The 13,449-nt window shown below is 49.2% G+C and carries 13 protein-coding genes; 6 read left to right on the top strand and 7 right to left on the bottom strand.

The features are described from left to right. Nucleotides 1-4 precede the first annotated feature (4 nt). From G3352_RS29980 to G3352_RS29990, 3 genes are read left to right on the top strand one after another with little or no spacing between them, the layout of a single operon-like run. On the top strand, nt 5-1,012 hold the full coding sequence (locus G3352_RS29980; RefSeq protein ID WP_345940828.1) for a carbohydrate ABC transporter permease: 1,008 nt from the start codon (nt 5-7) through the stop codon (nt 1,010-1,012). Next, entirely contained in the window at nt 996-1,850 is an 855-nt protein-coding gene (locus tag G3352_RS29985) for a carbohydrate ABC transporter permease (protein ID WP_076290688.1), read from the top strand. Before G3352_RS29980 ends, G3352_RS29985 begins: the two co-directional genes overlap by 17 nt. Nucleotides 1,851-1,904: 54 nt before the next feature. After that, complete coding sequence (locus tag G3352_RS29990) at nt 1,905-3,242, top strand: FAD-dependent oxidoreductase (protein ID WP_163761630.1); 1,338 nt, start codon at nt 1,905-1,907, stop codon at nt 3,240-3,242. A 128-nt stretch (nt 3,243-3,370) separates the two neighbouring features. Here G3352_RS29990 and G3352_RS29995 read toward each other — a convergent pair whose 3' ends face one another. The 4 genes from G3352_RS29995 to G3352_RS30010 form a co-directional block, all read right to left on the bottom strand. Next, nucleotides 3,371-4,021: an amino acid ABC transporter permease gene (locus G3352_RS29995; protein ID WP_063566273.1), complete on the bottom strand. Its 651-nt coding sequence runs from the start codon at nt 4,019-4,021 to the stop codon at nt 3,371-3,373. A 52-nt stretch (nt 4,022-4,073) separates the two neighbouring features. Further along, entirely contained in the window at nt 4,074-4,796 is a 723-nt protein-coding gene (locus G3352_RS30000) for an amino acid ABC transporter permease (protein ID WP_099858665.1), read from the bottom strand. A 103-nt stretch (nt 4,797-4,899) separates the two neighbouring features. Continuing rightward, nucleotides 4,900-5,733 (bottom strand): ABC transporter substrate-binding protein, encoded by an 834-nt coding sequence (locus G3352_RS30005; RefSeq protein ID WP_163761631.1) that lies wholly within the window; start codon nt 5,731-5,733, stop codon nt 4,900-4,902. Nucleotides 5,734-5,765: 32 nt separating this feature from the next. Continuing rightward, on the bottom strand, nt 5,766-6,518 hold the full coding sequence (locus tag G3352_RS30010) for an amino acid ABC transporter ATP-binding protein (RefSeq protein ID WP_079695864.1): 753 nt from the start codon (nt 6,516-6,518) through the stop codon (nt 5,766-5,768). 437 nt (nt 6,519-6,955) lie between these two features. On the opposite strand from G3352_RS30010, the gene G3352_RS30015 reads away from it, so the two are divergent. Then, nucleotides 6,956-8,569, top strand: a complete 1,614-nt coding sequence (locus G3352_RS30015; RefSeq protein ID WP_163761632.1) for a glycoside hydrolase family 28 protein — start codon at nt 6,956-6,958, stop codon at nt 8,567-8,569. Between the two features lie 115 nt (nt 8,570-8,684). Here the strand turns inward: G3352_RS30015 and G3352_RS30020 are convergent, their stop codons facing one another. After that, nucleotides 8,685-9,536, bottom strand: a complete 852-nt coding sequence (locus tag G3352_RS30020; protein WP_163761633.1) for a helix-turn-helix transcriptional regulator — start codon at nt 9,534-9,536, stop codon at nt 8,685-8,687. A gap of 257 nt (nt 9,537-9,793) precedes the next feature. Here G3352_RS30020 and G3352_RS30025 point away from each other — a divergent pair, with 257 nt between their 5' ends. Continuing rightward, nucleotides 9,794-10,252 carry a cupin domain-containing protein gene (locus G3352_RS30025; protein WP_063566267.1) on the top strand — a complete coding sequence of 153 codons (459 nt, stop codon included), beginning with the start codon at nt 9,794-9,796 and terminating at the stop codon, nt 10,250-10,252. Between the two features lie 326 nt (nt 10,253-10,578). On the opposite strand, the gene G3352_RS30030 is transcribed toward G3352_RS30025, so the two are convergent. Further along, nucleotides 10,579-11,406, bottom strand: a complete 828-nt coding sequence (locus G3352_RS30030) for an aldo/keto reductase (protein ID WP_076290681.1) — start codon at nt 11,404-11,406, stop codon at nt 10,579-10,581. 336 nt (nt 11,407-11,742) lie between these two features. On the opposite strand from G3352_RS30030, the gene G3352_RS30035 reads away from it, so the two are divergent. Beyond that, nucleotides 11,743-12,999: a DUF445 domain-containing protein gene (locus G3352_RS30035; protein WP_163761634.1), complete on the top strand. Its 1,257-nt coding sequence runs from the start codon at nt 11,743-11,745 to the stop codon at nt 12,997-12,999. A 93-nt stretch (nt 13,000-13,092) separates the two neighbouring features. Here the strand turns inward: G3352_RS30035 and G3352_RS30040 are convergent, their stop codons facing one another. Continuing rightward, the gene (locus tag G3352_RS30040; protein ID WP_163761635.1) at nt 13,093-13,446 is read right to left on the bottom strand and encodes a YxeA family protein; all 354 of its coding nucleotides are present in this window, start codon (nt 13,444-13,446) and stop codon (nt 13,093-13,095) included. Nucleotides 13,447-13,449: the final 3 nt, after the last annotated feature.

A 13,449-nucleotide genomic window follows, 5' to 3' on the forward strand; every position in this document is an offset into this window, starting at 1 on the left:
GGGGATAACAGCGATCGGAAGGTTGTTCTGTCATTGGAGTGGCAAGTGTAAATATTCGTTTCAAGGGAAGAAATTTGATAAAGGGGAGGGCCTGACTGTGACCCATTCACGCAAGCGTACAGGAAGAGGCCCGCTCGCCAGAGAGGCCCAGATCGCGGGATGGCTGTTTGTATCGCCAATGGTGCTCGGGTTTACCCTGCTGCTGCTGTTTCCCATGGGTTTGGCGCTATACATGAGCCTGACGGACTGGCCGCTGCTGGGGGATCATCATTTTATTGGACTGGAGAATTACCGGAATGTGATGACAGACGCCATGTTCTGGAAGGTGCTTGCCAATACGGTCTATTTCACTGCGGGGCTTGTGCCGCTTAATATTGTGCTTGCTCTGCTGCTCGCGTTGCTGCTATCCAGAAGTTTGCGCGGCATCGGGATTTTTCGAACAGCCATCTTTGTTCCGGTCATGACCTCGCTGATTGTATGGTCCATCGTATGGAAGCTGATGTATGCCACAGAGTCGGGACTGATCAATCAGCTTCTGTTAATGATAGGCATCAAGGGTCCGGCCTGGCTCTACAATCAGGATCTGGCGATGCCTGCGGTTATTGTGACGAGTGTACTGAAAAATGTGGGTCTGAATATGGTGTTGTTCATTGCAGCCATTCAGCAGGTACCGCGTTCACTTTACGAAGCGGCAACACTGGATGGCGCGGGCAGAAGGGGAACCTTCTTTCACGTCACACTGCCCATGATAACGCCAACGGTGTTTCTAACCATGGTCATGACCGTGATTGGCTCGCTCAAGGTGTTTGGACAGATCTACGTCATGACACAGGGAGGGCCGAGCAACAGCACGAAGGTATTGGTCTATTATATCTGGGAAAAAGCATTCAAATTATTTCAGTTCGGCTACGCCTCTTCGCTTGCCTATGTGCTTTTCTTTATCGTGCTAATTCTGACGCTGCTGCAATGGCAGCTTCGAAAGAGGTGGGTATTCAATGAAGGCGATGCCTAATCCTTCGATTCGCAAGACAGGCAGTGCCCTGGGGACGTATTTGCTGCTGACACTGATCTCGCTGATCATGCTTGTTCCATTTATCTGGATGATATCGACGTCATTCAAGGAACCTCAGAGCATATTTACCTATCCACCACAGTGGATACCGGATACCTTCCGATTTCAGAACTACATCGATGTTTTTCGATTAATTCCGTTTCATCGTTTTTATTTTAACAGTGTATATATTGCTGCTGTGGTTGTGCTGGGTACGGTGTTCTTTGCATCTCTCGCTGGGTACGCATTTGCCAAAATTCCGTTCAAGGGACGTAATGTGGTATTTCTCATCCTGCTGAGTGCGATGATGATTCCCCATGAGGTGACGGCAATCCCGATGTTTCTGTTCATGCGGCAGCTGGGGTGGATTGATACACATCTTCCGCTGATTTTACTGCCGATCTTTGGGGCTGGCGGTGTGTTTGGCATCTTTGTGATGCGGCAGTTCTTCATTACGGTACCCACCGAGCTGGAAGAAGCTGCGATGATTGACGGCTGCAACCGCTTCCGGATCTATGCTCGTATTATGCTCCCGATTGCCAAGCCCGGTATGGCTACGCTGACGATCTTTACTTTTGTGACAATCTGGAATGAGTTTTTCGATCCGTTGATTTTCATTAACTCGCGAGAACTGATGACGCTGCCGCTTGGGTTATCCTTGTTCACGGATGAAGTGGGTACGGCCTGGCAATATCTGATGAGTGCCACCGTCATGGCGACCCTGCCGCTGCTAATTGTCTTTTTCCTGGCACAACGGCGCTTCATTGAGGGAGTTGCCATGACAGGACTGAAAGAGTAACCCCTGCAATAGAACGGAAGGAGTGATAACTTGAGTGAACGGATAAGTATGAGTATGAAAAAGGAAGAAGCGGATGTGGTTGTTGTGGGAGGGGGTCCGGCGGGTATAGCGGCAGCCATCGCTGCTGGACGACAAGGTGTTCGAGTAGTACTGGTGGAACGGTACGGATTCGTTGGTGGAATGTCGACTGCCGCCATGGTCTACCCTTGGATGACCTTCCATACGGAGAGTGGTGAACAGGTGATTCAGGGTATCGCCCAGGAAATCGTTGACCGACTACAGGCGCGCGGCGGCTCTCCGGGGCATCTTCGTGATACGGTTGGATTTGTGCATACGGTTACGCCTTACCATCCAGCGATCTATCAAGTGGTTGCGGCGGAGATGCTGCAGGAAGCAGGTGTGCGATTGTTATTGCACAGCTTCGTGGATGAAGTGGTTATGGTGAATGATCGGGTAGAGGCGGTACGTCTGACGAACAAGTCTGGCCGAATGGAGCTAAGAGCGAACGTATTTGTGGATGCCAGCGGTGATGCGGATGTGGCTTATCTTGCGGGCGCTTCTGTTGCAAAGGGGCGAGATGGCGATCACCAGTCACAGCCGATGACCATGAAATTTCGAATGCGTGGTGTGGACCTTGGACGAGTAAAACAATACATGCAGGAGCACCCGGAGGATTTCTATGCTAAAACCCCTTTCTCCGAACTGGACAGTATTCCGTTAACCGGGGTGAGCGGCTTCTATTCCCAATGGAAAAAAGCAGGTGTACCGATTAACCGTGATCAGGTATTGTTTTTTACCGGACCGGCTGAAGATGAAGTATTGATTAACTGCACTCGGGTGCAGGGGTTGGATGCTACAGATGCAGAAGATCTGACCTCTGCTGAACAGGAAGGCAGGAAGCAAGTGCTGATGATCGCTGAGTTTCTGCAGCGTGATGTGCCTGGATTCGAGCGGGCCTCGATCTCAGCGGTAGCGCCACAGATTGGTATCCGTGAATCCAGGCGAATCATCGGGCATTATGCGTTGACCAAGGACGATGTGGTTGCAGGTCGAAAGTTTGATGATGTAATCGCCAGAAGTGGCTATCCGATTGATATTCATGATCCTTCCGGTCAAGGCGTCGTAGCCGCTTTTATAGAAGGAGACGGAGCATACGATATTCCGTACCGCTCTCTGATTTCCCGAAATATTCGCAATCTGCTGGCGGCAGGACGTTGCATCTCCACCACACATGAGGCCCACGCAACGACAAGGCTGACTCCAAGCTGCATGGCTACGGGGCAGGCGGCGGGAACAGCAGCCGCTTTAGCTGTTCAGATGAAGCTAGATCCATTGGAGCTGCCGGTAGCGGTGCTTCAGATGGAGCTTCGCCGTAACGGAGCAGCGATTTGAGGAATGATTCCTGTGCGAGCAGACTATTATGAAATCCAAAGAAGACTCCAAAACCACTATTGAAGTGGAGCTGGAGTCTTCTTTGGGTTGTAATGGGGGTTGTAATGGAAGCAACAATCATCCGATCATCAAGTCATTCGTGCTTCAAGCCGCCGCGCCACAATGGACAACGTGTAGTTGATGACGAAGTACAATACGGCTGCGAGCAGCAGGGCAGGGATGACGTAATCGAAGCTCTGACCCCCGAGGATCTGCACATTGTGCATCAGTTCCGGTAGGGAGATGATGATCGCCAGTGAAGTATCCTTCAGCAAGGAGATGAACTGGCTCACCATCGGTGGCGACATGCGCCGCAAAGCCTGGGGCATGATGATGCCGCCAAGTGTCTGCATATAGCTCAGGCCGGAGGAACGGGCGGCTTCCACTTGACCGCGTTCAATCGATTTGAGTCCGCTGCGGACAATTTCTGCGATCATGGCGCCTTCGAACAGACTCAGTCCAACAACCGTGGACCAGAAGACGGACATTTTGATCCCGAGCTGGGGAAGTACGATATGAATGAAGAAAATGATCAGCAGCAGCGGCAGATTCCGAATCGTATCAACGATGACGGCCACAATCTGTGACAGGACCGGTATTCGTGTATATCGAACGGTACCGAGCACGGTACCGAGTACAAAGCTGAATACAATCGACAAGCCTGCCACTTGCAGGGTGATCAGGAATCCGTGCAGTAGGAAACGAAGGTTGGGCCAGGCATAGGCCCCGCTAAAGTCCATGGATCATCGGCCTCCTTCTGTGAGTAGGACAAGATTTAGAGTGAATGTCTGTTTACATGGTGACCTGGCCCGTTGGTTTGGTCTTCTTTGGTTTGCCTTTGGCCCGGCTGGCGTCCGCATCACTTTGTCCGAATCGGCGCTCCATATAGTGAACCAGGAAGCTGAGCGGCAAAGTCAGCACCAGGTAGAACAGCGCAACAATGGTGTAGACGCTCAGCGGCAGGAATGTATCCGAGTTGATCAGATCGGCAAAATACATTAGATCCATGCCCGCTACGACCGCAAGGATGGATGAATTTTTGACCAGATTGATAAACTGGTTGCCAATGGACGGCAATACAATCTTGATCGCTTGTGGCAGTATGATCAGGTTCATGGCCTGAACGTAGGACAGACCGGAAGATCTCGCAGCTTCTAACTGCCCGCGAGGGACCGTCTGAATGCCCGCCCGGATCGCTTCGGCAATGAAAGCGGCCGTATAGATGGTCAGACCGAGTGTACCCGAGATGAACCCATCCAGTGAAATGCCGAGTGCCGGCAATCCGAGATAGAAGAAAAACACGACGAGCAGCAGCGGGATGTTACGGATAAACTCCACAAAAGCGGTGCCGATCCAGTTAAGTGGTTTGATGGGGGATATCCGAAAGATAGCCATGATTGCACCCAGAATAAAGCTGCCAATCAAGGCCATGATGCTCACCTGGATGGTGTTGAGGAACCCTTCCAGGAATCGATCCGAATGTTTGATCAGTACGCTGAAGTCCAATTTGCCCATGTAGGCGAAGCCTCCGTTCTCCAGATGTAGAAGCGGCGATTGCGTCCTGCCCATGCATTGCATATCACAGGAGAAGTCGCCGCTTAACCATCATTAATCGGGGTTACTCTGGCTTGCTGCCCAGCCATTTTTCATGCAACGTATCATATTCACCGCTGTCCTTCAGGTTTTTGAGCAGGCTGTTTACTTCTTCGACGAAGGCTGAGTCGCCTTTGCGAATCGCTATGCCGTAAGGTTCGCTCGTGAAATTGCCACCAACCAGCTTGTAGTTGTTATCCGTCTGCTGCATGCCGATCAGGATGATGTTATCGGTCGTCAGAGCTTCGCCTTTACCCGCTTTGAGGGCTGTGAAGGCATCCTGATAGTTATCGAATTCCAGCACCTCGGCATCCGGGGCTTTTTCGCGAATGTTTTGCGCAGAAGTCGAGCCTTTGACGGCAAGTACCTTCACACCGCTGAGACTTTCGAGACCTGTAATTGCGCTGTCGTTTTTGACAAGCAGGGACTGCCCGGCTTCAAAATAGACATCACTGAAATCCACTTGTTCCTTGCGTTCATCCGTAATCGTCATCGTTGCGATGATGAGATCAATGTCGCCGTTTTGCAGCATCGGAATGCGCGTTTTGGACGTTACTTCCTTCAGTTCTACCTTCGTTTCGTCTCCAAGAATCTGTTTGGCGAGTGCCTTGGCGATATCAATATCGAATCCTTCGACTTCGCCACTTGCGGGGTCCTTCAAACCGAACAATTTGGTGTCGTATTTCACGCCGGCAATGAGCTTACCGCGCTCTTTAATTTGTTCAATCGTGCCTTTGGCTTCGCTACTCCCACCAGAACCACCGCTGCTGCTACTTTCCTCTCCGGTGCTACAACCGGACAATACAAGGGATAGAATCAAAACAAGCATAAACGACGGCCACTTTAATACATTTTTCATTTGGTAAAGACCCCTTTCAAAATGGATTATTCTCAGTGGTGAATCAGACGACTCAGGAATTGCTTGGCCCGTTCTTCTCTCGGGTTGTCGAAAAATTCAGCGGCGGAGGCTTCTTCCACAATTCGGCCTTCATCCATAAAGATGACTCGGTCTGCGACCTCGCGCGCAAATCCCATCTCATGTGTAACGACGACCATCGTCATCCCATTGTGGGCAAGAGACCTCATAACATCCAGAACTTCCCCGATCATTTCGGGGTCCAGTGCAGAGGTGGGTTCGTCAAAAAGCATGATTTTGGGCTCCATGGCAAGACCTCTTGCGATGGCTACACGCTGCTGTTGTCCACCGGACAACTGGGAAGGATAACTGTCTGCCTTGTCGGCAATGCCTACTCGGGTCAGATACTTCATCGCCGTAGAGGCTGCCTGTGCTTTGGGTTGTTTACGCACCTTCATGGGTGCAAGGGTAATGTTATCAATGACTTTTTTGTGAGGGTAGAGATTGAAGTGTTGAAATACCATGCCGATGTCACGGCGGAAGAGGTTGATGTCCACCTTTTTCTGATGTAAAGGGACACCACTGACGACAAGTTCACCTTCGGTAATCGTCTCCAGACGATTGATGCAGCGGAGCAGTGTGCTTTTGCCTGAGCCGGAAGGGCCGATAATGACAACGACTTCTCCTTCTTCAATGTGAAGATGAATATCTTTGAGGACATGAAAATGGCCAAAATGTTTCTGGACACCCCTAAATTCAATCAAGAGACCCCATCCTTTCTGCAACATCTGTTTGTAAAAGGAATAATAAGGAATAAATTGAAACTAGTTATTTAATCATACATACTCATCCTGCTAAAGGCAATTGGTTTGTGATAAAACATGACATAAGTAATGGGTTTTATAGGGCTATAGCCAGTAATTATGTTATATATTTGTTATATTTCTAGCCTCTTTGTGACGAATCCTGACAGAAAAATGAATCCATTCTCCTAGTTGTTTTACAACCTTTGGAATAGATGTATAGAGTATACTGGAAGGGGTGTTTACTTTATGACTCTGATCATAAAAACAAATAACATCAAATTCTGAATCGTACTTGGCAAAAAAGCTCAACCTTATGCCCTATGGCATTGATATGATGGAGCGAGAATGCACTTTCCAGTAAGCGATATAATACTAAAAATAGTCCGATCCAATTATAGGTAGAGAGGATGTTCTGAACGATGAATACATACTACTCCCCACTTGGCACAGGAGAAGGTGTTGAATCCGATACGAAGGCTTATGAAGTGAGTTTACCTGTCATCCCTGCACGGGATTTTCAGATTACGGATTATGGCGCGGTAGGGGATGGCTTGACGGATAATACCGAGATGTTTCGACTGGCTATAGGAGCTTGTGCAGAAGCGGGAGGTGGCCGAATTGTCATTCCAGCAGGTGTTTGGTTAACGGGTCCGATTGTTCTCCGCAGTCGGATTGAGCTTCATGTTCAGGCGGGAGCTCTGGTTACGTTCAGCCGTAATTTCGATCAATATCCCCTGATTGCGTCCAGCTTCGAAGGTTGGCAGGCAGTGCGGTGTCAGTCGCCTATTGATGGTGAGCAGTTGGAGGATATTGCGATCACGGGTGAGGGGATTTGGGATGGCTGCGGAGAGGCATGGCGTCCGGTGAAACGATCCAAGATGACCGACTCGCAGTGGAATCGGCTGGTCTGTTCGGGTGGTGTAGTGGAGCATGCTGGCGGAGACGAAGCCATCTGGTGGCCATCGACTTCTGCTCTTGAAGGTGGTGCGATTGTGAATCGTCTGCATCTGGAGCAAGTGCGTGATGTGGCTGCTTATGAGGAAGTCAGAGACTTTTTACGTCCTAACATGGTCAGCTTGCGTCAATGTAAACGAGTGCTTTTGGACGGCCCGACTTTCCAGAACTCGCCTGCATGGAATCTGCATCCGTGGGCATCCGAGCATGTCACAATTCGTAATGTGAGTGTACGGAATCCATGGTTTTCCCAGAATGGTGATGGGCTTGATATCGAATCCTGCCGTCATGTCCTTGTGGAGCAAAGTGTATTCGATGTTGGTGATGATGCGATCTGTCTGAAATCCGGCAAGGATGCAGAAGGTCGTGAACTCGGTCTGCCCTCGGAATATATTACGATCCGCAATTGCACCGTGTATCACGGTCATGGCGGTTTTGTCATTGGCAGTGAAATGTCCGGTGGCGTACGGCATGTCCGGGTCTCGGATTGTACGTTTATTGGAACGGATATTGGGCTTCGCTTCAAAAGCGCGCGAGGGCGCGGCGGGGTCGTTGAGGATATTCAGGTGGAGCGCATTTATATGAAAGATATCATAATGGAAGCTATCTCGTTTTCCTTTTTTTATGCCAATCAGGAGGGTTCCGCTCGTGGTAGCGACTTGACTCAGGAGGTCAGTGAGGAGACTCCGGTGTTCCGAGATATTCGGATATCGGATGTGGTCTGTGCAGGAGCGGAAACCGCGTTATTGGTGAGTGGACTGCCGGAAATGCCGCTGGATGGTCTGGTCATTCAGGGATATACGGTGACAGCTCGTAACGGGGTGCAATGCGCTCATGCGAAGCACCTGCGAATCGCCGAAATGAACGCACATATTACCGGAGGATCGTTAATTCATTTGCATCAGTGTAAGGGTGCGGAACTGGAAGCGATTGAGGGTGTAGGCGCGGATGGTCGGCTTCTGATGGTGACAGGACATGAATCGGCAGGGATCGTATGCCGGGAAAGCGATGCAGATACAGAGGGACGCCAAATCTCCGTTAGTCCTGAAGTAAGAAGTGGTGTAATTATCCGCAGGTAAAAAGGGGCCAAACTAGTATACGCTTAGCATATCACCGCGGGCATCTCCTGGCGCGCGGTGTCCTGATAGGTCGTCGCATGACAGACATCTGGCTTCGACCAGTCGTTTTGAAGATCTATCGATGTTCTTTACGATAGCGAAGCGGCGTGGTCCCGGTCACCTGTTTAAACGTTTTATTAAAATGGGCTGTATGCTCAAATCCTACCTTCTCCGCAATCAATTGCACTCGTTCCTGAGTGGACAGTAAACGTCTCTGTGCCTCCCGAACCCGGGTAACACGTAAATATTCGCTGAAGCGAAATCCGGTAAAACGGCTGAACATCCGACTCAAATAGGATGGACTGATATAAAATCGCGCTGCGGCCTCTTCTAATGTGAGGGGCTCGGTATAATGATTGTTCACATAAGTGACGATCTCACTGATCTTATCCTGCATGGGATGATGCGGGACCAGAGAATATTGCCGAGTATCTTCTTCAACCCGGTGGATCTGAATCAGGATCTGGGCAAGCAGGCTTCTCACCACGATTTCATAATGAGGGCGCCGCTCCCGGCATTCTTGCAGCATCTGCCACAGCATTCGTTCGATCTCGGGCTGTTCCGCATCAGGAAAGTGCAGCAGCCTTGAACGATCGAAGGGAAGCAGACCACATATTCCAAGCTCCATCCCTGTGGCAAAAGAAGGCGAGAATCCGATAAGGATTCGTTCGAAGCCGGGAATACTTCCTTTGGACGTCGTATGTACATCATGGGGATTGATCAGGATCAAATCACCTTTGCGGGCGGTAAGAAGCTGACCATTCATGGAATAGACGCGTTCTCCTTCAAGCAGATAATACAGTTCGTAAAAAGGGTGTGCGTGAGGCTGTGGCATGGCGTTCCCGTCGTGTCTGCTCATGTGTTCAATGGTGAATGAACTCTCGCCAATTCGATATTTGGGTCCACTCCGATCCTCTATAACACTCATAACACGTCTCCCCTCTGCGCCAGCTGATTTACGGTTAATATCCATATCATAACGGAAAATCCAGTTTGTTGTAAACGCTATCATTCGGGTGAGGGTCCGACCAGACGAATGAATAGAATGCGGGTGGAATGATTTTCGGCGAGCTTAGATATGCTGTAAAGGTGACAAAAGTCTATTCATGTTTTACAGTAGGGGGAGTGAGGCTAACCTCTGGATAGGGGTGACTCCAATTCGATTTGGAAGGAAGGAAACAGAATATGACGACACATGAATTATCGCCACTCGTTGCTGCATTGAATATGCAGCCACACGTTGAAGGCGGTTGGTATAAGGAAGAATGGAAGGCATCGTATCAAATTCCACAATCCGTACTGCCGGATACATACTCAGGCCCTCGATTCTCGGCAAGTTCGACATACTTCCTGTTGCACTCGCATGAAGTCTCGGAATGGCATACCGTTTTGTCCGATGAGCTCTGGTTGTGGCATAGTGGCAGTCCGGTTGAATTGAAATTGGGCGGCAACGGGGAAAACCCGGAAAATGAAGAAGTGCTTGTGCTGGGGATGGATATTGCTGCGGGGCAATCGCCGCAGGTACTCGTTCCAGCCGGAGTATGGCAAACCGCACGTCCGCTGGGTGATGAGCCTGTACTGGTAACGTGTGTTGTAGCACCAGGTTTCCATTTTGATGATTTCAAACTGGTATCCAAAGGCTGATATAACCATAAATGAACAAGCAAAATCCCGATCCAGGTGCGTGTGCATCCGGATCGGGATTTTTTGATGTTTTCTATATAAGCTGAACTAAAGATAAATTTACACGTACACTCTGATGACAGAATAACCTTCCAATCGCTGTTATCCCCAGATTTTTTTGATTCCCTTTTCTTAAGGGAAAAATCTGGGGATAAGCCTATGCTTACGACGTAGCTTTCTTTCAGAAAGCTTTCAGGCGAACGCTTCGCTTTTTCAGGTTTTTTCTGTCCTCTCCGTTTCTGTGTAAATGATTAGTTCAACTTATATAGCTTGATTGTATATTGAGGTTAGAAGTTAAAGTTGTCCGGATCGGAACCAAAACGCTTATTCTCGTTCAATTGATTAATGCGTTCGATTTCTTCCGTGGTCAACTCAAAATCGAACAGGTCTGCGTTATCGCGAATGCGCTGTGGTGTAACGGATTTAGGTATGGTCACAATACCATTTTGCAGATCCCAACGAAGAATGACCTGTGCCGGAGATTTGCTGTACTTGGCAGCGATGTCCTGAAGAAGCGGATGCTCCAGCAGGTGTCCCTGACCCAGTGGAGACCAGGCTTCAATCTGGATCTGATGTTTGCTGCAGTACTCCCTTAGCTCCGTTTGGATCAACAGCGGATGCAGTTCCACCTGATTCACAGCAGGTTTAATGGTGGCATCGGTCATCAGGTCCTCCAGATGGTGAATCTGGAAGTTACTCACCCCAATGGCGCGGATGCGTCCTTCCTTATGCAGCTTCTCCAGCGCTCTCCAGGTATCCTTGTACTTGCCTTTGACAGGCCAGTGGATTAAATAGAGATCCAGATATTCCAGTTCGAGTCGTTCCATGCTTGCTTCAAAAGCCGCCAGTGTGGATTCGTAACCTTGGTCCCCATTCCACACTTTGGTGGTAATGAACAGATCCTCGCGGGCGATTCCGGATTCACGAATACCCTGAGCTACACCCGTTTCGTTGTTATACGCTTTTGCTGTATCGATACTGCGATAACCTGCTTGAATGGCCGTTTTGACGGCATCAACCACTTCTTCTCCATCTTTAACTTTGAATACACCAAAACCCAGCCAAGGCATTTTGACTCCGTTATAAAGTGTCGTTGTGTCCTGCACGTGTTTCATGGTCCGAAATTCCTCCTCTGATTCATTCATTATTCCATTATGTAATTACCCTGTTGACCGCCGGCCAATCCTAAATGGAGGGCCGTCTGTATTGATTATACTAAAACCTTTTTGGTAATGGAAAAGAATACGACCATTTCGATAGGAAAAACCCCTCTTTTATCCTTTTTGGCCAGCCAGAGGTTTGGTTTTGACGCTTACGGGTGATAAGATGAAGTATACGAAATATGGAAAGAGAAGCTTTCCTATGGAATGGATCACATGAAGAACAGAGGAGCACGGGAAAGTTGGGTGTCATTGAACCCGTGTGATTAACGATAAAGGAGTAAGAATACAATGGCTAAACCTAAACAAACCAAAAAAGCAGCAGCCTGGTCTCTCGTTGTTATGGGAGCAGGATTTGCCGCATCATTGCCGTTTCAGGGCGGTGTTGTAGGCAAACTGCTGGTAGGGTCATTTGAAGCGGGGTTGGTAGGTGGACTTGCGGACTGGTTCGCCGTAACAGCGTTGTTCCGTCATCCACTGGGTATTCCGATTCCCCACACGGCATTACTGCCCAAAAATCGGGACAAATTGACCGAAGGCCTTGTCTCCGCAGTGGAAAATAACTTGCTGAACAAGGATAGCATCACCGAGAAAATTGCGGGTTTCAAGGCGGCAGAAATCGTTCTGGATACCATGACAAGAGAACTTCACAACGATGGAGTCAAGACCATGATCGATACGCTCTGCAAACGAATCCTTGCAGGCCTACCGTTGGAGCAGATTGCTCCACTGGTTGCGGGCGAGATCAAATCACAGGCGGGAGCCTTCGACCTGGGTCCGATTCTGGAACGGGCTTCGATCCAGATGAGTGAGCGTGGATATGATGCCAAAGCACTGGACTACGGTCTGAAGCAGGCAGAGGAATGGCTGGTGAAGCCGGAAACCATTATGTTTTTGGGTGAAAGCGGCTTAAAGGCAATCAGTGGCATCCAGATGAATGGATTAATGCAATTTGCGATGAATGCGTTCATGGGCTATCTGAACGAGGAGCGTCTGGGCAGCATTTTGCAAGGGTATCTGTTTGACCGAGTAGAGGACATGAAGCGAGAGGGCAGCGCTCTTCGTTACAAAGTACTCGATCTGTTGCGAACCCAGGCTATCCGGCTGGCGATGAGTGAAAGTGTGCAGGATGGAGTCAACGGCTGGAAAAACAACATGCTGGATGGATGGAACGCAGAGGAAACCGTGCTGAACAAACTCATTGAATTGAGGGATAAGGCGCTCGCTGCGATGGAAGATGGTCAGTATGTGGAGACGTTTGCTCTGCCTGCAATTGAGCGGGTATTGTCTGATTTGCGGTCAGACGATGCTTTATTGGCAGGATTGAATGCCAAGATAGTGGAAGGTGTAACGACGCTGCTGGAGAAAAACCATTCCAAAATCGGCAACCTCGTACGCGAAAACGTGGACAAAATGGATAATGCCTCACTGATCTCCTTGATTGAGGATAAAGTGGGACAGGATCTGCAGTGGATTCGGATTAACGGTGCTGTTACCGGGTTTATAATCGGGATTGCATTGACCGCCCTGCGGATGGTATTGGAGTAACGTGCACAGAGCCACCCCCTTTAAAATGGGGGTGGCTCTTTTTTGTTCTGCCAATTATCGATGGATAGAGGGCTATAGTTACTTATATTCCTTCTATTTGGAGGTTAATTTTTTGGCATGCCCAGGCAAATCGTCTGCTGTAACCTCTTCCCAGTGTGTTACACCACGCAGCGTGGATACATATAGTTTTAAGTAGGCACCATTTTTAAGGAGTTTACTGGTCGAGAAGCTCAGTGTTTTGGATTTCCCCTTGTCTGTATAGCTGACTAGTTCATAGGCGTATCTGCCGTTATCATCTTTGTCGACCGTAGATTGATTCACAATGGTATAGTAGGTTGTTTTGCCGGCAGGGTTATCGGGAGTCAGTTTAGCAGGGTCCATGAAGAAGAGCCACAGGCAAGTCAGAATAACGATTACCAATGCGAGAATAGTGAGTGCTTTTTTCATATC

The sequence above is a fragment of the Paenibacillus sp. ALJ109b genome, assembly GCF_010747435.1.
GTDB lineage: Bacteria > Bacillota > Bacilli > Paenibacillales > Paenibacillaceae > Paenibacillus > Paenibacillus taichungensis.

Coding starts and splice junctions, on each gene's coding strand:
- G3352_RS30005 (WP_163761631.1), bottom strand. CDS start 5,733: ATGAAAAATGTATTAAAGTGGCCGTCGTTTATGCTTGTTTTGATTCTA.
- G3352_RS30000 (WP_099858665.1), bottom strand. CDS start 4,796: ATGGGCAAATTGGACTTCAGCGTACTGATCAAACATTCGGATCGATTC.
- G3352_RS29995 (WP_063566273.1), bottom strand. CDS start 4,021: ATGGACTTTAGCGGGGCCTATGCCTGGCCCAACCTTCGTTTCCTACTG.
- G3352_RS30035 (WP_163761634.1), top strand. CDS start 11,743: ATGGCTAAACCTAAACAAACCAAAAAAGCAGCAGCCTGGTCTCTCGTT.
- G3352_RS30020 (WP_163761633.1), bottom strand. CDS start 9,536: ATGAGTGTTATAGAGGATCGGAGTGGACCCAAATATCGAATTGGCGAG.
- G3352_RS30025 (WP_063566267.1), top strand. CDS start 9,794: ATGACGACACATGAATTATCGCCACTCGTTGCTGCATTGAATATGCAG.
- G3352_RS29990 (WP_163761630.1), top strand. CDS start 1,905: ATGAAAAAGGAAGAAGCGGATGTGGTTGTTGTGGGAGGGGGTCCGGCG.
- G3352_RS29985 (WP_076290688.1), top strand. CDS start 996: ATGAAGGCGATGCCTAATCCTTCGATTCGCAAGACAGGCAGTGCCCTG.
- G3352_RS30040 (WP_163761635.1), bottom strand. CDS start 13,446: ATGAAAAAAGCACTCACTATTCTCGCATTGGTAATCGTTATTCTGACT.
- G3352_RS30010 (WP_079695864.1), bottom strand. CDS start 6,518: ATGTTGCAGAAAGGATGGGGTCTCTTGATTGAATTTAGGGGTGTCCAG.
- G3352_RS30030 (WP_076290681.1), bottom strand. CDS start 11,406: ATGAAACACGTGCAGGACACAACGACACTTTATAACGGAGTCAAAATG.
- G3352_RS30015 (WP_163761632.1), top strand. CDS start 6,956: ATGAATACATACTACTCCCCACTTGGCACAGGAGAAGGTGTTGAATCC.